The sequence below is a fragment of the Rhodococcus sp. P1Y genome, from assembly GCF_003641205.1.
In the GTDB taxonomy this organism is placed as follows: Bacteria; Actinomycetota; Actinomycetes; order Mycobacteriales; family Mycobacteriaceae; genus Rhodococcoides.
In genome coordinates, this window is record NZ_CP032762.1 from 3,111,260 (window position 1) to 3,132,355 (window position 21,096).

The following is a 21,096-nucleotide window of genomic DNA, read 5'->3' on the forward strand; positions in this document are numbered from 1 at the left end:
CGGGCATCTCTGTAATTCACGTCACAGTCGAGCGGCTTGGCACGAACCCAACCCGAGCCAACGGTGGTAACGAATAGTGGTTATGAACGACAGTGCCCCACCGAAGTTGTGGCTTGGATCCAAGGTCGAAGGGCCCGTACGAGGTGTGGTCCTTGTACTCCACGGCGGCAAAGTGAACAGTTTCGCTCGCAGCAGGCCGTGGCATCTCTCGGCGGTACGCATGTGGCAGTTCACCTGGTCACTGCGCCGCGCAGGCCGTTCGCGGGGGATCGTCGTAGGCCAGCTTCAGTATCGGTTTCGAGGGTGGAACGGCGTCGAGCGGAGCCCTGTCCGTGACGCGCGGTGGGCCTTGATTCGACTTCACCGCGAGTATCCCGGCGTTCATGTCGTCGTCGTCGGCCATTCCATGGGTGGTCGGACTGCGTCTGCAGTTGCAGACGATCCTTTGGTCAGCGGGGTCGTTGCGCTTGCGCCGTGGTGGCCGGACGGAGGCGAGTTGAATTCGGTGAGGCCGGACCAGATCGTGCGCGTGGCACACGGCGCCTCCGATACCTGGACCGACTCGGAGAAGTCTCGTGCCGAGGTCGATCGTGCCGCCGCACGTGGCCTGGATGCACTTTTCTTCACCATGCGCGGCGGTCATTTCATGATTCGGCGCCCCCGGTCGTGGATACGGCAGACAACGAATTTCGTCCTCGAGGCGGCAGACCGAATCCCTTCCGACGCAATCGAGTGTCTTCGTGACGCATAGATCGGTCGCAGTGGTCGGAAGCGGTGTGGCCGGCTTGACGGCTGCATACGTACTCTCGAAGAGTCACCACGTCACACTCTTCGAGGCGGACTCCAGGCTCGGTGGCCACGCAGACACCCATGAGGTGCATGGCACCTCTGTCGACACTGGATTCATCGTGCACAACGACCGCACGTATCCGACACTGCTCCGCTTGTTCGCCGAATTGAACGTTCCGACGCAGGAGTCGGACATGAGCATGTCGATTCGGTGCGACGGGTGTGGACTGGAGTATTCCGGCGGACAGGGGATCGGCGGAATCGTTCCGTCTCTCCGGACGCTGGCGCGGCCGAAGTATTTGGCGATGTTGTTCGAGGTCAAGCGCTTTCACCGCGAGGCGACGGTGCTGCTGCAGACCTCGGCACCGAGCGAAGACGAGACTCTTGCCGAATTCCTCGGCAGGAACAAGTTTTCCGACTACTTCTCCTCTCATTTCATGGCGCCGGTCGTGTCGGCTGTGTGGTCGTGCGATCCCGGAACCGCGCTGAACTATCCGGCACGCTACCTCTTCTCGTTCCTCGATCATCACGGAATGCTCAGTGTCACAGGCTCTCCCGTGTGGCGAACAGTGACGGGGGGCTCAGTGGAATACGTTCGACGCGTGGCTGCGAAGATCGACGAAATCCGCACCGACACACCCGTGCGGGCGGTATACCGACGCGAAGGCGGTGTCGACATACGCGACGGCTCGGACCGAGTCCGATCGTTCGACGCCGCGGTGATCGCCGTACATCCCCAGCAGGCATTGAAGATGTTGGCCGAACCTACTGCGGACGAGCATCGGGTGCTCGGCGCGATGCCGTATTCGACCAATCACACACAACTGCACACCGACGAGTCGGTACTGCCCGCGACGCAGAGGGCGCGGGCGTCGTGGAACTACCGCATTCCTCAGTGTGGGGCAGAACCGGAGAATGTCCTCGTCACCTACGACATGACCCGATTGCAGCGTCTTGGAGGCCGGACGCGTTTTCTGGTCACACTCGGCGGTGCTCATGTGGTGGACTCCTCGACCGTGCTGGACGAGATGACCTACGAGCATCCGCAATACACTCCCGATTCGCTGACTGCGCAACGTCGTTTACCAGAATTGAATAGCGACACTCTCGCGTTTGCGGGTGCTTACCATGGGTGGGGTTTCCACGAGGACGGTGCCAAGTCGGGGTTGGTCGCCGCAGAACGTGTCGGCGGGCAGTGGGCGTGACCGGCGCCATCTACTCGACCACCATCGAGCATGTTCGAGCAGCTCCCATCCGAAATCGCTTCCGATACAAGAGTTACAACTGGTTTGTCGACCTCGACGACCTACCCAGTTATTCGCCGTGGATTCGCCCCCTCGCGAGTTTCGATGCTCGCGATCATATCGGTGATCCAGCTCGATCGATTCGCCAAAACATCGATACGTTCCTCGGTGAACACGACATCGATCTGAACGGTGGACGGGTCACAATGCTCGCCAACGCGCGAGTCTTCGGCCATACCTTCAATCCGTTGAGCGTCTTCTGGTGTCACGACGAGAGCGGTCGGCTCGTCTGTGTGGTCGCCGAGGTGCACAACACCTACGGCGAGCGGTACGCGTACCTACTCGATGCCGACGACCGTGGAGTAGCGCGAACACCCAAGCAGTTCTATGTCTCGCCGTTCAACGACGTGGACGGCGAGTACGCGATGCGTCTGCCCGAACCCACGGACAGACTCAGGCTCTCGATCGTTCTCGAACGAGATGGTTCGCCGCCGTTCGTCGCGACGGTCGTAGGTGCCCGTAGGCAGGCGACCGCCGGTGCGGTGATCAGATCCGCCGTGGCCGTTCCGTTTGCGCCACTGCGTGTGGTCGTACAAATTCGCTGGCAAGGAATTCGGTTGTGGGCGCGGGGTCTGCCCATCAAGCCGCGGCCGAAGGTACCCGTTGTAGGAAAGGCAGCACGATGACAACCGTTGTTCGATCTACGTCCGATGTGGACACTCGCAACTGGCCGGGAATTGCGTACGTGCCTGCCGGCACCAAGACGAGGATCGCAGCCCCCGTGGCCGACTTCCTGTTCCGGCGTGCGGTGGGAATGCTTCCGGTTCGCGCGCGATTCGACGACGGAACCGAAATCGGCGGCGGAGGAACCGGTTCGCCGGTGATGGTGATCAAGCGTCCCGCGGATTTCGCAGAACGCGTAGGCCAGAGCGGGCTCATCGGATTCGGCGAAGCGTATATGGCCGGAGACTGGGACGCCGCGGATCTCACAGCGGTGCTGGAAATATTCGCAACGCGAATGGCAACCCTGATCCCGCAGTCGCTTCAGCGTCTGCGTGGCCTGTACGTCTCCAAACCTCCGCGGGCGGAGAGAAACACGACCAAGAACACCCGATCCAATATCTCCAGACACTACGATCTGTCGAACGAGTTGTTCGAGCTGTTTCTCGACGAGACGATGACCTACTCGAGTGCGTTGTTCTCGGAGACCGGCCGCGTCGACGACGGCGAACCGCTGGCGGACGCGCAGCGCCGCAAGATCGACCGGCTTCTCGATCGCGCGGGAGTACGTGAAGGAAGTCGTGTTCTCGAGATCGGAACGGGCTGGGGGGAACTGGCGATCAGAGCTGCTGCGCGAGGTGCAACTGTTCGCTCGGTGACGTTGTCCACCGAGCAGCAGGATCTGGCAGCACAACGCATTGCAGCGGCGGGATATTCGGAGCGTGCCCAGGTTGACCTCCTGGACTACCGACTCGTCGACGGTGAATACGACGCCGTCGTGTCGGTCGAGATGATCGAAGCCGTGGGACACCAGTACTGGGGCACCTACTTCCAGACGATCGACAAGGTCTTGGCCCCGGGTGGACGGGTAGCCATACAGGCCATCACGATGCCGCACGACCGAATGCTCGCCACGCGAAACACCTACACGTGGGTGCACAAGTACATCTTTCCCGGGGGATTTCTGCCGTCGGTGCGTGCCATCGAGGAGGTCACCGAGACTCAGACGAACCTACGAGTTCGTGAGCGATTGTCGATGGGCGACCATTATGCGCGCACGCTGCGCCGCTGGGACGAGAAGTTTCGGGCGCACTCCGCCGCGACCGCCGAACTGGGGTTCGACGATGTCTTCGCCAGGATGTGGCACTTCTACCTCTGCTATTCCGAGGCCGGGTTCCGGTCCGGCTACCTCGATGTTCAGCAGATCGTGCTCGACCGAAGGGGCGACAAGTGACTTCCACCCGAAGCTCCGGGGTAGCCCTCCGAATCGCAGACCTTCTCCAACCGTACGTCGGCGGCGTGCTACCGGTGCGACTGCGTGCTTGGGACGGCAGCGTCGCCGGCGACCCGGATGCGCCCGAAGTGCATCTGAACTCGCCGAACGTTCTTCGTCGTCTGCTGTGGAGCCCCGGTGAACTCGGCGCGGCGCAGGCGTATGTTCTCGGCGAGCTCGACGTCGTCGGCGATGTGGGCGATGCCCTCGACCACGTGTGGGGAGAGGTACGTGCCCGGCGGTTGACTGCTGTGCGTCCGAAGCCCACTGCATTGATTGCTTTGGCGAAACTGGCCCGCGAACTCGGTGCCCTCGGCCGTCCGCTTCCCGCACCGGCCTCGCAGGCCGTGGTCAAGGGTCGGCTGCACTCTCTGATACGGGACAGAGCCGCGATCAGTCACCACTACGACCTCTCGAACGACTTCTACGAATTGGTGCTCGACTCGCACATGGCCTACTCCTCCGGGTACTGGACCTCGAAATCGCCCGAGTACACACTCGACCATGCGCAACGCGACAAGCTCGATCTGGTCTGCAAGAAGATCGGTCTCGACCGCAGACCAGGACAGCGTTTTCTCGATGTCGGTTGTGGTTGGGGTTCGTTGAGCCTGCACGCAGCACAGGAATACGGCGCACAGGTGGTCGGCGTAACCATCTCGCGGGCGCAGAAAGCGTTCATCGACAAGCGAATTGCCGACCGTGGACTACAGGATCGAGTCGAGATTCGCATCCAGGACTATCGTGAGATACCCGACGGACCGTTCGACGCGGTGGCGTCGATCGAGATGGGTGAGCACGTAGGCGAGAGCAACTACCCGACGTACACGGCTGCGTTGTTCTCCAACGTCCGCCCCGGTGGCCGAGTGTTGATTCAGCAGATGTCCCGCAAAGAGGGTGACAATCCCGGCGGCGGCGCGTTCATCGAACAGTTCATCGCGCCTGACATGTACATGCGCCCAGTGGGGCGCACTGTCGCGATGATCGAGGAAGCTGGTCTCGAAGTGCGGGACGTGCACGCCATGCGTGAGCACTACGTTCGCACGGTGGACGTGTGGACCGAGCGTTTCGAAGCACGGTGGGACGAGGTCGTTGCCCTTGTAGGGGAAGAAGTCGCGAGAGTGTGGCGCCTCTACCTCGTCGGCGGTGGTATGGCATTTCGTGATGGACGAATGGGCGTCGATCAAATCCTGTCGGTACGGCCGGGTTCGAAAGGCCGGGTCGACTTCGAACCTGTCAGACCGCAATGGGTCGGACCGACGCGATGAGGTCGTTTCAGTGGTCCGATTTTCTTCTTGTTTCAGGTGGGTCGCTTCTGGCCACCGCAGTGTTGATGGTCGTCACCGCACTCATCGGCGCCCGGGTCGGTAGGCACAGCGTCGTCGACGTCACGTGGGGTGGAGGTTTCGTCCTCATTGCACTGGTCTCGGCGACGGTCGGAACCGGCGAAGCGTGGCGGCGAACGTTGATGCTCGCGATCGTCGGGATCTGGGGACTTCGACTGGCGTGGCACGTGTTCCGGCGATCGCTCGGGAAGGGGGAGGACCCGCGATACGAGGAATTGCTGTCGAAAGCAACCGGAAACACCACGCTCTATGCGTTGCGCAAGATCTACCTGACTCAGGCCGTCGCACTGTGGTTCGTGTCGCTACCGATCCAGGTGTCCGCCGTCGCGGGTGACTCGGTCGGCGTCGTGGCGGCAGTGGGCGTCCTGCTGTGGGTTGTAGGGCTCACGTTCGAGGCGGTGGGGGACGCTCAACTGAATGCCTTCAAAGCGGATACGTCGAACAAGGGCAAGATCATGGATCGCGGGCTGTGGTCGTGGACCCGCCATCCCAACTACTTCGGTGACGCGTTGGTCTGGTGGGCGATTTTCCTGGTGAGCGCCTCGGCGTGGCCGGGAGTGGCGACCCTTCTCTCGCCGATCGCGATGACGTACTTCCTCGTGTTCGCCACCGGAGCTCGGTTGCTCGAGCGTTCGATGGCCGAGCGCCCTGGCTATCGCGAGTATCAGCGACGAACGAGTTATTTCCTTCCGATGCCACCGACAAACACGTGAGCACAGTTCCCTCGGGTCCACTGACGGTGACATGGCGCGCCAACTAGTGTTGTGGACGGTGTTGGTCGGGCGAGAAGAAGGAGGCGCATCGTGGCGCACGACAGAGCAGGAACGGTTGCCCTACCCGAGGATCTGGTGGACGTTGCGCAGCTGATCACAGCGTATTACGCGCGTAAGCCCGACGTCTCCGATCCCAGCCAGCAGGTAGCGTTCGGTACCTCGGGTCACCGTGGTTCCAGTCTGGACGGTGCGTTCAACGAAGAGCACATCCTCGCGACCACGCAGGCGATCGTCGAATACCGAGCGTCGCAAAGTATCACCGGTCCGTTGTTCATCGGGCGTGATACCCACGCACTGTCGGAGCCGGCCTGGACCACTGCGCTGGAAGTGCTTGCAGCGAACGATGTCTCGGTCATGGTCGATTCGGGCAACCGATACACGCCGACGCCTGCGGTCAGCCATGCGATCCTGCGGTACAACGCGTCGGGGTCGTCCGCGAGAGCGGACGGCATCGTCGTCACACCGTCGCACAACCCTCCCCGTGACGGTGGCTTCAAATACAACCCACCGCACGGTGGTCCGGCGGACAGTGATGCAACGTCGGTCATCGCTGCGCGTGCCAACGAGCTTCTTCGGGATGGACTGCAGGGAGTGAAGCGTGTGTCGCTGGCCCGTGCTGTCGCCACGACCGTCGATTCGTACGACTACCTGGGCACCTACGTGGACGACCTACCGAACGTGGTCGATCTCGACGCGATCCGCGCCGCCGGAGTGCGCATCGGCGCCGATCCACTCGGCGGTGCGAGCGTCGATTACTGGGACGCCATCGCCGAGCGTCACAATCTCGACCTCACAGTCGTCAATCCACTCGTCGATGCGACGTTCCGCTTCATGACCCTCGACACCGACGGGAAGATCCGGATGGACTGCTCGTCGCCCAATGCGATGGCGTCGCTGATCGAAGCTCGGCAGTCCTACGACATCGCGACCGGCAACGACGCGGACTCCGACCGACACGGCATCGTCACACCCGACGGCGGCCTGATGAATCCCAATCACTTTCTCGCTGTCGCAATCGATTATCTGTTCACCCACCGATCTGGCTGGTCACCCACGACGAAGGTCGGTAAGACGCTCGTGTCGTCCTCGATGATCGATCGAGTCGTCGCTGGTCTCGGGCGACAACTACTGGAGGTCCCCGTCGGCTTCAAGTGGTTCGTTCCGGGGCTGCTCGAAGGCGACCTCGGGTTCGGCGGCGAGGAAAGTGCAGGAGCGTCGTTCCTGCGGCACGACGGGCGAGTCTGGACGACGGACAAGGACGGCATCATCCTCGCGCTGCTGGCATCGGAGATCACCGCGGTTACGGGTAAGACGCCCTCACAACGCTACGGTGAGTTCGCCGACCGGTTCGGAAGCCCGGCCTACGCACGTGTCGACGCCCCCGCCACGCGTGAGCAGAAGGCGGTACTCGCCAAGCTGTCGCCGGATCAGGTTCAGGCCACCGAGCTCGCGGGAGAGAAGATCACGGCGACTCTGACGTCGGCGCCCGGCAACGGCGCGGCTATCGGCGGACTGAAGGTAACCACCGAAAGTGCGTGGTTTGCTGCGAGACCGTCGGGAACCGAGGACGTGTACAAGATCTACGCCGAGTCGTTTCGCGGTAAGGAACATCTGTCGGATGTTCAGGCCGCAGCGAAAGAACTGGTGTCGCAGGCCTTGAACGAATCGTGACGAAGGCGTCACCCGCCGACAGCAGCGACTCCTCCCTTCCCTCCGAGATCTGGGTCCTCATCTCGGCAAGTTTCGTCATCGCACTGGGATTCGGGATAGTCTCGCCCGCCCTGCCTCAGTTCGCGACGGAGTTCGGGGTCGGGGTTTTCGCTGCCTCCGCGGTCATCAGCACGTTTGCGTTCATGCGCCTGATCTTTGCCCCGGCCAGCGGCACTCTTGTGCAGAGGCTGGGGGAGCGTCCGGTGTATCTGTCCGGGTTGCTGATCGTCGCTCTGTCCACCGGTGCATGCGCGTTCGCGCAGACGTACTGGCAACTTCTGGTCTTCCGGGGACTCGGCGGTGTCGGTTCGACGATGTTCTCGGTCTCGGCACTCGGTCTGCTGATCCGCATGAGCCCCAGCCGAAGTCGGGGTCGGGTCTCGGGTCTCTACGCGACGAGCTTTCTCCTCGGATCCATCGGCGGGCCGCTGCTCGGTGGAGCTGTCGTCGGACTCGGACTGCGTGCACCGTTCATCATCTACGCAGTAGCGCTCGTTATCGCTGCAGCGGTGGTCTTCTTCAGTCTCGGCGACATGAAAGAAACTGGTGTCGAGAGTGATTCGTCGGTGACGGTACTCACGCTCCGGGCCGCGCTCCGCGTACCGGCATATCGGGCAGCGCTTGCATCGAACTTCGCGACCGGGTGGGTCATATTCGGGGTGCGCGTCGCGCTCATTCCGTTGTTCGTGATCGCAATTCTCGAACGGTCAGCAGCCGTGGCAGCGGTGTCGCTGGCGGTGTTCGCGGTGGGGAACGCACTGGTTCTCACTACCGCGGGCCGGTTGTCGGACGTCCGTGGGCGCAAACCGTTCGTGGTAGTCGGACTCGTCGTATCCGGGGTCGGCACCGCCGTACTCGGCCTCACCGAGAACCTCGTCATCTTCATGGTCTTCTCCTTCGTCGCGGGAGTCGGATCGGGACTGATGACACCCGCCCAGCAAGCGACCATTGCCGACATCATCGGATCGAGAGCCAGGGGCGGACCAGTGCTCTCCACGTTCCAGATGTCTGCGGACGTCGGAGCCATCCTCGGTCCCGTCGTCGCGGCAAAGATCGTCGAGGGCTACTCGTACGGAACAGCATTCGTGATGTCCGGTGCAATTCTCCTGCTCGCGGCAGCATGGTGGTTACTCGTTCCCGACTCGTCTCCTCGGGCACGTGAGCACGAAGAATCGACATGACGAACGAACTCGGCAACGGTGCTTTCGTATCATGAGTGCGTGAGCGAAAAGAGAACCTCCGGTGCGAAGTACACACCGCAGCCGACCTCGAATACTTTCACCTACGTTCTGGCGGGAATTGCCGTCGTCGTCGTGATCGTCGTCGTGACCGTTGCGATCCTGTGGCAGCGAGGCGGAGACGAGCCTCGGAACGACGGTTACGGCTCGGTCTCGAACTCGGCTGTCGAACTTGCCGTCCTCGACGACGGCGTAGTACAGCTCGGCGTCCCTGGGGCTGGGCGGACGGTCGACATCTTCGAGGATCCGATGTGCCCGTTCTGCGGGCAACTCGAGGTCAAGCACGGCCAAGAGCTCGCTCAGAAGATCGACGAGGGAACGATCTCGTTGCGGTACCACATGGTCGTGCTGCCCCAACTGAATCAGGCGTCCGCCAGCGGGGATTACTCGAGCCGAGCCGTCGCTGCGTCGCACTGCGTTGCCGCATCATCGAATGCCGTTGTGTATTCCGCATTTCACGCAACGCTGTTCTCCGCCGAGTTCCAACCTGAGGAGAATTCGGACACCGACCACACCGACGCCGAACTGGCGGACATGGCAACGCAGAGCGGCGCCAACAGCTCTGCGGCCGAGTGCATAACGTCCGGGGAGCGATCCGCAGCAGCTGCTGCGGACGCGGACACCGCCCGCGCAGCATTGGCGGCAGCCGGCGCAGCCGGCACACCAGGCGTCCTCGTCGACGGTGAACTCGTGGACGCGCTCGGCAATTCGGAATGGGTCCAGTCGATCGCCTGAGCTTGTGGCCCTGCGGGACCAGCGGATTTGTAGCTGCAAGCGGCGATGGTGTAACTTCGTCAAAGCAACCGCGTGGTTACGCGGGAGTGAAGTACGGGGCTATGGCGCAGCTGGTAGCGCACCACACTGGCAGTGTGGGGGTCAGGGGTTCGAGTCCCCTTAGCTCCACCATGTAACGATCAAAGGGAATCACCGCGAGGTGATTCCCTTTGTGCGTTCACGCTATTTCGCGCAGCCGGATAGGTCAGTGCGCTGCATCGAAAGCGTGCTCCACATCGGCTGGAATTCGACCGCGGGCGGAAATGGTGTACCCATTCGACTTGGCCCATTCTCGGATCGCTTTGGTCTGATTCGCGTCACGCTTCGATGCCGGCGCGACCGAAGATGCGGACTTCTTGGGTCGTTTGCCACCGACGCGAGCGGAGTGCTCGATGTAGTAGTTCAGTTTGCGATGGAATTCTTTGGCGTTCTTGTCGCTGAGGTCGATTTCGTAGCTTGCACCATTCACCGAAAAGGTGATGTGTTCGCCTCCGGAATCGATGGGCCTGTCATCGATATCATCGACAAGTTGGACGTAAACTTTCTTGGCCATTCCTCAGTTCTCCAATGATCATTTGGGCTGCGTGCGCATCCAACTGCTGGCGACTATACGACGACCATCGATAATTATCCACGCATGTGGCCTGGGTGGGTAGAGGTAAGCGATTTCCGGTAACCATTGTTTCTCCGTAATCGACGAAAGCATAGACCGCGACGGTAAAACAATTGCGAATCGATAACGATCAGCTTTCGCGCTGGCGCGCAACCTCACGTATGGCATCTGGGTCGACGAACTTGATCCGCGGTCTTCCCGACGGCGCTCCGGCAGCGATTTCTGCCGCATCCACGACGGTCCACTCGGAAAAGTCGATCGTAGAGGGCGCGTGTGCGGCTATGAAGGCGTCGAGCTCGTCCCGCCCGGGGTGTGCGCGAGGAATCCGGCCGGTCGCAATGTCGTCGAGGAGTGCGCGAACCGTGTCCGTTGCGCACTTTCGGTTACTTCCGATCACTCCGCTCGGGCCTCGTTTGATCCAGCCGGCCGCATACACTCCTGAAACTACGTCGTGGACGTCGTTGACCACCCTGCCTGCCACATTCGGTATCACGCCGCGGCCGTCGTCGAACGGCACGCCGGGAATTTCGAGTCCTCGGTACCCCACCGAACGCACGATCAGAGTGGAGTCGATCGTCTCGCCGCTCACGGTGGATTCTGCCCCGACAGTGTCGCCCCCGTCGTCTATCGACGCGGTCCGAGCCAGCTCGATGCCCGTGGCGGCTCCGTCGCCGCGAATGGCTACGGGCGACAAATGGAACCGCAGGACGATCCTCCGGCTGTCGGAATCGGTGTCGACGTTGCTCGGTGTCCGCTCGGCAGATCGGCGAATCAGAGCCAGCTTGGCGGTGGCTTCGACTCCCAATTCGGCCGCTGAGTCTTCGTCGGCGTTGACTTCGTTCGGAAGCGACACCAGTTCCACTCCGGACAGGGAGGACAATTCGACGAGCTCGGGCATTGTGAACCGAGCTTGAGCTGGGCCCCTCCTGCCGATCACCACAACTTCGCGAATTCTGCTGTTACGCAGCGTTTCCAGTGCATGGTCTGCAATATCGGTCTGCGCCAGCGTCTCCGGATCGGTGGTGAGGATTCGCGCGACATCCAGCGCAACGTTGCCGTTGCCGATTACCACTGCGCGAGGTGACGACAGATCGAACGTGAGATGTCGGAAATCGGGGTGCCCGTTGTACCAGCCGACGAATTCTGTCGCAGCGTGACTTCCCGGCAAGTCCTCACCCGGAATGTCGAGCGTCCTGGCTCCCGACGCGCCAGTCGCGTAGACGACTGCATCGTGGTATTCCATCAGGTCGTCATGTGTGACGTCGCGGCCGATCTCGACTCCAAGATGAACACGCACGGAGTTCTTTCCGGCGACCGCTCGAAACACGTCGGCGATGGTCTTCGTGGTCGGATGATCCGGTGCGACTCCGCTACGCACGAGACCGTACGGCGTGGTGTCACGGTCGTACATATCGATCTCGATTCCGCGTACCGCCGCAAGTTCTAGTGCGGTGTAGAACGCAGCAGGCCCAGTTCCCACGATTGCGACCCGGGTTCCGCTGAAATCGAACCCGGCGTTGCTCGGGCCGTTATCCGAATAGTCGGGTCCGATGCGAGGATTGTCAGCGAAGTAGCCGGCATTGAGTTCGAAGTAGATGTCCTGGCCCGCACCTACTTCGTGATCTGCTCGAATGGCATCCACTGGGCACTCGTCTACACATGCACCGCAGTCGATGCAGGTATCCGGGTCTATGTGCAACATCTCCGCGCTCATGAACTGCGGTTCGTCGGGAGTGGGGTGAATGCAATCGACGGGACAGACCTCCGTGCAGGACGCATCGTTGCAACACGACTGCAGAATCAAATACGTCATAACCTGTTCTACCGCTCGTCGGGGCGGCAGGGACTGGGATCGGGAAGTCGATTTCGTACGGTGTGCAACGGTTCGGTCACGGCGCGCTCACGATTCACTATCGACTGTGCTGCGTGTGGTGACTCGGACCGTTCTCTGCTTCACTGGTTGCTGATGTGACTGTTGGTGCCTGTGTGACCTGCCGCCCGTTGGGGTCAGCGGGCCGCGTGAAGACCTATGTGGAAGGGGAGCGGCCCGCCCGACCGATACGTGGGTGCGCCCAACACCGTAGATGAACAGATCAGTTGCCTTCGGCGCGTTGGTTGCCGGAGCCCTCGCGGTATCGCTCTCGTTGCCGGCGACAGCCCTTGCCGCGCCCGCCGAGACGGCGGCGAACGGAAGTGAGCTGTCCGCCAAAACCGTGTTTCTCGACCCGGGGCATCAAGGAACTGGACATTCCGAGGATCTGAATGCCCAGGTCGACGACGGTCGAGGCGGCACCAAGAACTGTCAAACCACCGGAATGACGACCCTCGACGGGGTCGCCGAGCACACGATCAACTGGAAGGTGTCGCAGCTCGTCGAATCGAGCCTCGAGAGTCTGGGCGCCACCGTCGTCACCTCGCGAGCCGACGACTCGGGATGGGGTGGATGCGTCGACGACCGCGCACGAGCGGCGACGGAGTCGGGGGCAGATGTTGCCGTGAGTATCCATGCGGACTCGACGTCGGCGGGTGCCGACACCGACAAGCACGGATTCCACCTGATCATCCCGACGCTCCCGATCCCCGACGCCGCGGCGAACGCAGCGCAGTCCGAAGGCGGCCGATCTGCGTCGACGCTGATGCGGGACGCCTACCAGCGTGCGGGGTTCACCCCAGCCAACTACGCGGGCGTCGAAGAAGGTCTGCAGGAACGCTCGGACGTGGCAGGTCCGGCGCTGACCGGCGTGCCTCTCGTGTTCGTGGAAATGGGGAACGGATCGAATCCAGACGACGCTGCGGTGCTCGAAAGCCCGGAAGGTCAGCTCCAGCATGCGATAGCTCTCTCCACCGGCATCATCGACTACCTGCTCGGGCCGGACACCACCGTTACGGCGACCGAGGAGGATGTGCAGTCCGACTCCTCGACCGACCCGGGTGAGACAGCATCCACTCCGGCAATTACGGCGTCCGCTCCGGCCGCTACAGCGTCAGCGCCGGCCAAGTCCGGCGGCAACGCGTTGTCTCGGTTGCTGTCGGGCATCTCGCCCTACGTCGAGGCGGTCGGTGTCGGCGGACTGTCGGATCTTGTGACGGAGGACCGCGTTCGGTCGGTGTCGAATGTCGCACAGGGACTACTCAAACAGTTGCTGGCCTCCTAGTACCCTCGCTGCGTGGCAGCAGCACGAGAGCACCGATCGATTCCCGTCGTATTGATCTCCGGTTTCCTGGGGTCGGGTAAGACGACTCTGCTCAACCACCTGCTTCGAAACAATCGGGGTATCCGAATAGGCGTGGTGGTCAACGATTTCGGGTCGATCAACATCGATTCGATGATGGTCGCAGGGCAGATCGACGAGGTGGTCTCACTCGGCAACGGCTGCCTGTGCTGTGCGGTCGACGCCAGCGACATGGACTCGATGTTCGATGTGCTCGCCGGAAGCACGTCGAACATCGACGTTGTCGTCGTCGAGGCGAGTGGACTCGCCGAACCCAGGAACTTGATCCGAATGGTGCTGGGTAGCGAGAACCCGAGAATCTACTACGGAGGTCTCGTGGGAATGATCGATGCGGTCGAATTCGATGCCACCCGGTCGAAACACCCCGAGATCGATCAGCACGTTCAGCTCGCAGATCTTGTCGTGTTGAACAAATCCGATCTGCTCGAATCTTCCGACCTCGACTCCGTTCGAACCACGGTGCGTGCGCTGGTGGACGACACTCCGATACTGACCACCGAGCGCGGCCGGGTCGATGCGGAGTTGTTGTTCGACGTTCCCAAGCGGGTCGAGAATCTCACCGAAGCGCGTCAGATGTCACTGGACGAATTGCTGTACGAAGACGACGATCACGCGCGACACATTCACGCCGGGTACTCCGCGACGAGCTTCGAAAGTCAGGAACCTCTGGATCCGAGAAGGTTCGTCGACATGCTGGAGAACCCTGCAGGCGAGGTCTATCGGATCAAGGGGTTCGTCCATTTCGGAATCGACGGATTCGATGGAAAGTACGTGCTGAACACAGTGGGCAGGCATATAAGCCTGCAGCCCGCGTCCTGGGACGCCGGAGAGATCCCCGCCACTTCCATCGTGTCCATCGGAACCGACATCGACGAAGAGCTCATCCAGATCAGGCTGCTCGACTGTGTTCGACGTTCCGGTGATCCGATCGACGAGTCGGCGATGCTGCCTGTGCACCGCTACAGCTGAGCGCTTTCTACAGTCCGACCCATTCCGACGCGCCGGATGCAAAGTGCTGGCGCTTCCAGATCGGGACCTCTTTCTTGATGCGTTCGACGAGCACAGCGCACGTCGCGAATGCCTCGGCGCGATGCGGTGACGCGACGGCCGCGACGAGAGCAAGGTCGCCGACGGTCAAGCTACCGACGCGGTGTACGGCGGCCACGGGAAGTCCCGATTCGGCGGAGACCTCGGCGCAACACTGCTCGAGGAACCGCTCGGCATCGGGGTGTGCTTGGTACTCGAGCGCGGAAACCGCTTGTCCGCCGTCGTGATCGCGCACCACGCCATTGAAGATCACGACTGCGCCGTTCGCGGGCCCGGAGACGGCGCGCTCGACTGCAGACGTGTCCAAGGGTTCGCCGTCGATCCGGGCGAGTATGTCCGTCATCGTGTGCTCACTTCTCCACTTCGGCTTCTTCGTGCAGTCCGTCTCCCGCAACCTGCGCGAGCAGATGGTCGAGGATCGGAGCCAGCACCGACAGTCCATCTTTCACTCCGCCGGGGGAACCGGGGAGATTGACTACCACGGTACGACCGGCGACGCCGGTCAATCCGCGACTCAGGCTCGCGTGTGGCGTCACTTTGGCTCCTTCGAGGCGGATCGCGTCGGCGATGCCAGGCAGTTCGCGGTCGAGTATCGACCGCGTCGCTTCCGGTGTCGCGTCGGTGGGGGAGACACCGGTTCCCCCTGTACTGACGACCAAGGACGGCCCGCCGGCCAAGGCGTCACGGAGCCCGTCTGCGATGTCGGCGTCGGCGTACACGAGTGGACCGCGCACCACGAAGCCTCGGTCGGTCAACCATTGCGCGATACGAGGACCCGTCGTGTCCTCCCGTGTGCCACGGGCGCCACCGGTCGATGCGACGAGAACTGCGGCCGTTCGGTCCCCGGTGGTGTTGTCCACGTGCATGTCAGGCTCGCGCGACCACCGGCCGCGTTTGCCTCCGTCCTTGCGCACGAGTCGCACACCGTTCATGGTCGCGGCAGGGTCGACCGCTTTCACCATGTCGTGCAACGTGAGTCCGGCAATCGCGACCGCCGTCAGCGCCTCCATCTCGACTCCGGTCGGACCGGTGGTCTTGGCCGTCGCTTCCACGGTGATGGTGGTCTCGGTGAATCCGAACACCACATCGACCTTCGACAAAGCCAGCTGGTGACACAACGGGATCAGTTCCGAGGTCTTCTTTGCGCCTGTGATGCCTGCAATTCTCGCCGTGGCCAGGACATCGGCTTTGGGCATCCCGTCTGCTCGCACCAATGCGATCACCTCGGCCGTCGTCGCGAATTCGCCTGTTGCAACGGCAATTCGCGCGGTGTCGGCTTTGTGCGAGACGTCCACCATCCGCGCACGTCCTTCGGAGTCGAGGTGTGAGAACCGAGTGTGCGATTCTGCTGGGACGGTGCGATCGCTCATAGCGGGATCACCCTTACGTCGGTGCCGGCATCCAGCGATGTCGCCTCTTCCGGAACGTCGACCAAGACATCCGCCCATGCCATGGCGGCCACGAGATGTGAACCGGGCCCGGCGATCAGCTCGACGCCTGCGCTGCCCAGCCTTCCTCGGAGAAGTTGCCGCTTGCCTGCGACGGAGGTTATGGAGTGCGCCAAGGGCGCGCTGCGGGCGGAGATAGGTGGCAAACCGGCTGCCTGGCGAAGAGCGGCCCGCGCGAACATGAGAAACGAGACGACGGTACTCACCGGGTTACCTGGAAAGTCGAGAACGGGAACGCCGTCGATCGTTGCCGTTCCCTGTGGGCCACCGGGCTGCATGCGCACGGATCCGAATTGCCCGCCCAGGGGTTCGAGTACGTCCTTGACCACTTCGAAGTCTCCCATCGACACCCCACCGGACGTGATCACGAGTTCGGCTACAGCGGTGGACTCGCGCAGTATTCGGCGGAACTCGTCCGCATCGTCGGAACTGCGATTCACGGCAACGACATCGGCACCGTTGGCCGTGAGGTGCGCCGCCAACGTGACGCCGTTGGAATCGTAGATCTGTCCCGGCCGCAGCTGTGACCCAGCATCGACGAGCTCGGCTCCGGTGGTGATGACCGCGACCTTCGGTCTGCGTCGAACATCGACCTGGGACAAACCGACTGCCGCGAGCACCGCGATATGACGGGGCTCCAACATTTGTCCGGCACGGATCAGCAGGGTCCCGGCGGTGATGTCGCTTCCTTGCTCGCGAATGTAGTCGCCTGCTGCGCGCGAAACGTCGACGGTGACGTAGCCGCCGTCCGCCGTTGTGTTCTCGACGGGTACCACTGCGTCGGCGTTCTGCGGGATCGGCGCCCCGGTCATGATCTTGACCGCTGAGCCGACGTCCAGCCGGATCTCCTCGTACGGACCGGCGGGCACCGTGGCGCTCACCTTCAGTGTCACCGGCACGGTCGATACGTCTGTTGCGAGAACGGCATAGCCGTCCATCTGCGAATTTCGAAACAACGGCAAGTCCACCGGTGACAGCACGTCGGAGTGTGCAACGCGTCCGAGTGACTCGGCCACCGACACCGACTCGGCCGGCCTGTTCTGCAGCGGCTCCAGTAGACGTGTGACGAGCTCGAGATGCTCCTCGACCGACGCCGCCGCGCGTCGGGTTCGCGGCCCCTGGTCCTTCGTTGCCAGGCCGGGGCTGTCGGCTCGATTCGACCCCGCAGATCGGTTCGTCATGTCACGATCCTATGCGCGCCGTGACGCCGCAATGTTCGGCGGATCGCACGGAATTTCCCATGGGCGGCATACTGGAACGTAGTTCGTTGTTGTGCATATCACCGAAGAGTCGAAGGAGGGTTCGTGACATCGAGCAGCATCGTAGGTCTCGGCATCCCCTCGATCAGCCGGATCTCGCCGATCGCGGTCGACGATCGCCCGGACGTTCCGGTACTTATCGACAAGTTCGGTCGCGTCGCACGAGACCTGCGCGTGTCCATTACCGAGAAGTGCTCGCTTCGCTGCACGTATTGCATGCCGGAAGAGGGACTGCCCGCGATTCCGACGTCCGATCTGCTGACCCCTCAGGAAATCGCGCGGGTGGTCGGGGTGGCGGTGCACAGCCTCGGGGTCGAGGAAGTTCGCTTCACCGGCGGGGAGCCGCTCATGCGGGCCGATCTCGCCGACATTCTTCGCCTCTGCTCGACCGTTGCACCGGGAATTCCGCTCGCCATGACCACCAACGCGGTCGGGCTGGAGCACCGCGCTAACGCGCTGGTGGCTGCGGGTCTCAGCAGGGTGAACGTATCGCTCGACACGATCGATCGCGAGCACTTCGCCGAGCTGACCAGGCGGGATCGTCTTCCCTCGGTGCTGGCGGGGGTTCGCGCGGCCACGCGGGCGGGACTGTCACCGGTCAAGATCAACGCCGTGCTCATGCCCGAAACGTTGCACGGGGCCGCGGACCTGTTGGAGTGGTGCTTGAGCGAGGGTGTTGCACTCAGGTTCATCGAGCAGATGCCCCTGGACGCTGATCAGGAGTGGGCGCGTACGAACATGCTCGACGCGCAACGCCTCCTCGACGTCCTGTCCGCCCGGTTCGACCTCCGTGAGATCGGCCGAGCAGACCCGTCGGCGCCTGCAGAGGAGTGGGCCGTCGACGGCACCTCGGCCACGGTGGGGATCATCGCGTCGGTCACCAGGTCGTTCTGCTCGGACTGTGACCGCACGCGCGTCACGGCCGAAGGCACTGTTCGTTCCTGCCTGTTCAGTGACGAGGAGACGGATCTTCGCGCTGCGCTTCGCGGCGGCGCGAACGACGCCGAGCTCGCCGACCTGTGGCGCGGAGCGATGTGGAACAAATGGGCAGGCCATGAAATCGACGCTGCGGACTTCGTACCGCCGGCGAGGAGTATGGGAGCGATCGGTGGTTGAGGTTCGTTATTTCGCAGGCGCCGCGGACGCATCCGGTTGTGAGAAGGAGATGTTCGACCTGCCTCGTGGCAGCGATCTTTCCGCGCTCAAAGCCGCAGTGCTGCACAGGCACGGCGATGCAGTCGTGGACGTGCTGCGCGTGTCGGCATTTCTCGTGGGGGAGAACTTGACCCGCGATCCGAGCACGACGCTCGGCGACAGGGTGGACATCCTGCCGCCGTTCGCCGGTGGGTAGTACTCAGATTTCGGTAGTACTCAGTTCTCCGTAGTGCTCAGTTGTCGGTGGTCCACCAGTCGTCGAACGGAGTGACTGGAACCGCCCGCTTATGGCGCGTGTTCGTATACATGAGCTCGAGCTTGTCGGCGACGTCGTCGGTCACTTCCTTGCCCTCGAGGTAGTCGTCGATCTGGCTGTAGGTTACTCCGAGTGCTTCCTCGTCCGGGAGCGCCGGACGGTCGTCCTCCAAGTCGGCCGTCGGCACCTTCTTCCATGTGCTCTCCGGTGCCCGCAACTCTCGGAGTAGCGCGGCGCCTTGGCGTTTGGTGAGGCCGGTGAGCGGTGTGATGTCGACGCCGCCGTCGCCGAACTTGGTGAAGAATCCCGTGATCGCCTCCGCGGCATGGTCGGTTCCGACGACCACGTACCCCAGTTCGCCGGCCAAGGCGTACTGCGCAACCATGCGTTGACGGGCCTTGATGTTGCCGCGCACGAAGTCTCGAACTTCGTCGGTGCCCAGAGCGTCGGCCGTCGCCGCAGCCGAAGCGTCGGCTGCGGCTTTGATGTTCACGGTCACCGTCCGATCGGGAGCGATGAACTCGAGTGCGATCGCAGCGTCGTCCTCGTCTGCCTGAACGCCGTAGGGAAGCCGGACCGCGAGGAATTCCGCCTCGGCGCCTTCACTGCGCAATTCGGCGGCGGCGCGCTGGCACAGCGCGCCGGTCAGAGTGCTGTCCTGTCCACCGCTGATGCCGAGGACGAACCCGGTGGCGGGCGTCGACCGAAGGTAGGTCTTCAGGAAGTCGACGCGGCGGGTGATCTCGGCAGCGGGGTCGATCGAACTCTGGACCGCAAGCTCGCGCAGTATGCGTGTGCGCAGTTCCGAACGTAGTAGTGACATCCGGCCATCTTATGTGCCGCACGTACAGTGGGCTTGAAATGTCCTACGACCTGTTCTCCAAAACCGATCCGCAGGCCCACGCAGACTTCTTCGCGGCGGAGGCCGCCGGATTGGCCTGGCTTCGAGACGCGGGTGCGACGGTCGTCGACGTCGTGGATGTCGGGCCCACCCGTATCGATCTCGCTCGGCTCACGTCGTCCTCGCCGACAGTCGGCGCCGCGCGCCGATTCGGGTCCGAACTTTCCGTGATGCACGACGCAGGTGCTCGTCGATTCGGCTGTCCGCCAGACCGTTTCGATGGGCAGATGTTCATCGGATCGAGGCCGATGTCGAGCGTCGAATACGACTCGTGGGGCGAGTTCTACGCTGCCGAGCGGGTGCTGCCGTTTCTGCGGTTGGCTGTGAAAGCGGGCAACATCTCCGCACGCGATGCCGCAGACGTCGAACGTGTCTGCGCTGCGGTGGGTGACGGAGCGTTCGACGACGGCGACCCGCCGAGTCGAATCCACGGCGATCTGTGGTCAGGGAACGTGGTCTGGACGCACGGGGGAGCGGTGATGATCGACCCGGCAGCCCACGGCGGTCATCGTGAAACGGACTTGGCGATGCTTGCCCTCTTCGGTCTTCCGCTGCTCCCCGAGGTTCTCCAGGGCTACTGCGCGACTCGAGCTCCCCGCGATGGATGGGAGGAACGGGTGCCGCTGCACCAGCTGCACCCGCTTGCCGTCCACGCCGCGGGTCATGGGCCGAGTTACGGATCGGAGCTGCACCGCGCCGCCCGCGCGGTCGAACGACTGCTCTAGCGAGTTGCCCGCCGTATCAGGCACTCCCAGCCGTCGGCCAGTCGTTCCATGGTCATACCGAGGTCGCGGAACTGGTGCAGAACAAGCGTGGCTTCGAGCGGGGTGAGCAGGTTGTACGCCAGCAGTTCGACGTCGCCCTCGACACCCGCGGCACGAAGCAACGTGAGGACGTGAGTGTGGTTGACCATGTGCGCGGGCGCCGAGTACCGGAATTCGGGTGAGTTCTCTGCGGCGCGCATGACTTCGCCCTGCACTTCGACCAGATCGAGGCGGGCACGTCCGAAAGCGACGAGCCGCTCGATGGGGTCGGCGCCCGGACCGAGGGGCGGCGGTCCGAAGAGGAAGGCTTGTTGAAGTTCTTTCTCGGTGTGGTCGAGCAACGCCTGCATCAGGCCCGATCGACTGCCGAATCGCCGAAAAACTGTGCCCTTGCCCACACCCGCCTTGGCTGCAAGGCCGTCCATCGTGACGGCGTCGACTCCGATGGTGGCAACCAGTTCCGACGCCGCGTCCAGCAGCAGGCGGCGGTTGCGAGCTGCATCGCAGCGTTCGGTCTCCTCGCCCGCGATGGGAAGCATGAAGTCGGTCACAACAG

At 62.8% G+C, this 21,096-nt stretch carries 21 protein-coding genes and 1 tRNA gene; 15 read left to right on the forward strand and 7 right to left on the reverse strand.

The genetic code is table 11. The features are described 5' to 3' along the window. Nucleotides 1–82 precede the first annotated feature (82 nt). The 10 genes from D8W71_RS14360 (at nucleotide 83) to D8W71_RS14405 (ending at nucleotide 9,996) form a co-directional block, all read left to right on the forward strand. Complete coding sequence (locus D8W71_RS14360) at nucleotides 83–751, forward strand: alpha/beta fold hydrolase (RefSeq protein WP_201265069.1); 669 nt, start codon at nucleotides 83–85, stop codon at nucleotides 749–751. Next, nucleotides 741–1,994, forward strand: coding sequence for an NAD(P)/FAD-dependent oxidoreductase (locus D8W71_RS14365; protein ID WP_121114233.1), 1,254 nt, complete (start codon nucleotides 741–743; stop codon nucleotides 1,992–1,994). Before D8W71_RS14360 ends, D8W71_RS14365 begins: the two co-directional genes overlap by 11 nt. Then, nucleotides 1,991–2,719 (forward strand): DUF1365 domain-containing protein, encoded by a 729-nt coding sequence (locus tag D8W71_RS14370; protein ID WP_121119201.1) that lies wholly within the window; start codon nucleotides 1,991–1,993, stop codon nucleotides 2,717–2,719. The genes D8W71_RS14365 and D8W71_RS14370 overlap by 4 nt, the downstream gene beginning before the upstream one ends. Then, nucleotides 2,716–3,987, forward strand: coding sequence for an SAM-dependent methyltransferase (locus D8W71_RS14375; RefSeq protein ID WP_121114234.1), 1,272 nt, complete (start codon nucleotides 2,716–2,718; stop codon nucleotides 3,985–3,987). Before D8W71_RS14370 ends, D8W71_RS14375 begins: the two co-directional genes overlap by 4 nt. Further along, the gene (locus D8W71_RS14380; RefSeq protein WP_121114235.1) at nucleotides 3,984–5,291 is read left to right on the forward strand and encodes an SAM-dependent methyltransferase; all 1,308 of its coding nucleotides are present in this window, start codon (nucleotides 3,984–3,986) and stop codon (nucleotides 5,289–5,291) included. The genes D8W71_RS14375 and D8W71_RS14380 overlap by 4 nt, the downstream gene beginning before the upstream one ends. After that, entirely contained in the window at nucleotides 5,288–6,082 is a 795-nt protein-coding gene (locus D8W71_RS14385) for a DUF1295 domain-containing protein (protein WP_121119203.1), read from the forward strand. Before D8W71_RS14380 ends, D8W71_RS14385 begins: the two co-directional genes overlap by 4 nt. A gap of 90 nt (nucleotides 6,083–6,172) precedes the next feature. Beyond that, nucleotides 6,173–7,813 carry a phosphoglucomutase (alpha-D-glucose-1,6-bisphosphate-dependent) gene (gene pgm, locus D8W71_RS14390; RefSeq protein WP_121114236.1) on the forward strand — a complete coding sequence of 547 codons (1,641 nt, stop codon included), beginning with the start codon at nucleotides 6,173–6,175 and terminating at the stop codon, nucleotides 7,811–7,813. After that, entirely contained in the window at nucleotides 7,810–9,033 is a 1,224-nt protein-coding gene (locus tag D8W71_RS14395) for an MFS transporter (protein WP_121114237.1), read from the forward strand. The genes pgm and D8W71_RS14395 overlap by 4 nt, the downstream gene beginning before the upstream one ends. A 39-nt stretch (nucleotides 9,034–9,072) precedes the next feature. Further along, nucleotides 9,073–9,825: a DsbA family protein gene (locus tag D8W71_RS14400; RefSeq protein WP_121114238.1), complete on the forward strand. Its 753-nt coding sequence runs from the start codon at nucleotides 9,073–9,075 to the stop codon at nucleotides 9,823–9,825. A gap of 95 nt (nucleotides 9,826–9,920) precedes the next feature. Beyond that, nucleotides 9,921–9,996, forward strand: a tRNA-Ala gene (locus D8W71_RS14405). 73 nt (nucleotides 9,997–10,069) lie between these two features. On the opposite strand, the gene D8W71_RS14410 is transcribed toward D8W71_RS14405, so the two are convergent. Next, complete coding sequence (locus D8W71_RS14410) at nucleotides 10,070–10,417, reverse strand: histone-like nucleoid-structuring protein Lsr2 (RefSeq protein WP_121114239.1); 348 nt, start codon at nucleotides 10,415–10,417, stop codon at nucleotides 10,070–10,072. Between the two features lie 190 nt (nucleotides 10,418–10,607). Further along, nucleotides 10,608–12,290, reverse strand: a complete 1,683-nt coding sequence (locus D8W71_RS14415) for an FAD-dependent oxidoreductase (RefSeq protein ID WP_121114240.1) — start codon at nucleotides 12,288–12,290, stop codon at nucleotides 10,608–10,610. A gap of 271 nt (nucleotides 12,291–12,561) precedes the next feature. Here D8W71_RS14415 and D8W71_RS14420 point away from each other — a divergent pair, with 271 nt between their 5' ends. Together D8W71_RS14420 and D8W71_RS14425 are read left to right on the forward strand one after the other, a co-directional pair. Beyond that, nucleotides 12,562–13,632: an N-acetylmuramoyl-L-alanine amidase gene (locus D8W71_RS14420; protein ID WP_121114241.1), complete on the forward strand. Its 1,071-nt coding sequence runs from the start codon at nucleotides 12,562–12,564 to the stop codon at nucleotides 13,630–13,632. Between the two features lie 12 nt (nucleotides 13,633–13,644). Beyond that, on the forward strand, nucleotides 13,645–14,679 hold the full coding sequence (locus D8W71_RS14425) for a CobW family GTP-binding protein (RefSeq protein WP_121114242.1): 1,035 nt from the start codon (nucleotides 13,645–13,647) through the stop codon (nucleotides 14,677–14,679). Between the two features lie 7 nt (nucleotides 14,680–14,686). On the opposite strand, the gene D8W71_RS14430 is transcribed toward D8W71_RS14425, so the two are convergent. From D8W71_RS14430 to D8W71_RS14440, 3 genes are read right to left on the reverse strand one after another with little or no spacing between them, the layout of a single operon-like run. After that, complete coding sequence (locus tag D8W71_RS14430; RefSeq protein ID WP_121114243.1) at nucleotides 14,687–15,100, reverse strand: molybdenum cofactor biosynthesis protein MoaE; 414 nt, start codon at nucleotides 15,098–15,100, stop codon at nucleotides 14,687–14,689. Between the two features lie 7 nt (nucleotides 15,101–15,107). Continuing rightward, on the reverse strand, nucleotides 15,108–16,127 hold the full coding sequence (gene moaCB, locus D8W71_RS14435) for a bifunctional molybdenum cofactor biosynthesis protein MoaC/MoaB (RefSeq protein ID WP_121114244.1): 1,020 nt from the start codon (nucleotides 16,125–16,127) through the stop codon (nucleotides 15,108–15,110). Next, nucleotides 16,124–17,386, reverse strand: coding sequence for a molybdopterin molybdotransferase MoeA (locus D8W71_RS14440; RefSeq protein ID WP_201265071.1), 1,263 nt, complete (start codon nucleotides 17,384–17,386; stop codon nucleotides 16,124–16,126). Before D8W71_RS14440 ends, moaCB begins: the two co-directional genes overlap by 4 nt. Nucleotides 17,387–17,509: 123 nt before the next feature. Here D8W71_RS14440 and moaA point away from each other — a divergent pair, with 123 nt between their 5' ends. Further along, nucleotides 17,510–18,580: a GTP 3',8-cyclase MoaA gene (moaA, locus tag D8W71_RS14445; protein WP_121114245.1), complete on the forward strand. Its 1,071-nt coding sequence runs from the start codon at nucleotides 17,510–17,512 to the stop codon at nucleotides 18,578–18,580. Then, nucleotides 18,519–18,815 (forward strand): MoaD/ThiS family protein, encoded by a 297-nt coding sequence (locus D8W71_RS14450; RefSeq protein ID WP_201265072.1) that lies wholly within the window; start codon nucleotides 18,519–18,521, stop codon nucleotides 18,813–18,815. The genes moaA and D8W71_RS14450 overlap by 62 nt, the downstream gene beginning before the upstream one ends. Nucleotides 18,816–18,852: 37 nt before the next feature. On the opposite strand, the gene nadE is transcribed toward D8W71_RS14450, so the two are convergent. Further along, nucleotides 18,853–19,698, reverse strand: coding sequence for an ammonia-dependent NAD(+) synthetase (gene nadE, locus D8W71_RS14455; RefSeq protein ID WP_121114247.1), 846 nt, complete (start codon nucleotides 19,696–19,698; stop codon nucleotides 18,853–18,855). A gap of 38 nt (nucleotides 19,699–19,736) precedes the next feature. On the opposite strand from nadE, the gene D8W71_RS14460 reads away from it, so the two are divergent. Then, complete coding sequence (locus D8W71_RS14460; RefSeq protein WP_121114248.1) at nucleotides 19,737–20,501, forward strand: fructosamine kinase family protein; 765 nt, start codon at nucleotides 19,737–19,739, stop codon at nucleotides 20,499–20,501. On the opposite strand, the gene D8W71_RS14465 is transcribed toward D8W71_RS14460, so the two are convergent. Beyond that, the gene (locus D8W71_RS14465) at nucleotides 20,498–21,079 is read right to left on the reverse strand and encodes a TetR/AcrR family transcriptional regulator (RefSeq protein ID WP_442972051.1); all 582 of its coding nucleotides are present in this window, start codon (nucleotides 21,077–21,079) and stop codon (nucleotides 20,498–20,500) included. The genes D8W71_RS14460 and D8W71_RS14465 overlap by 4 nt on opposite strands. Nucleotides 21,080–21,096: the final 17 nt, after the last annotated feature.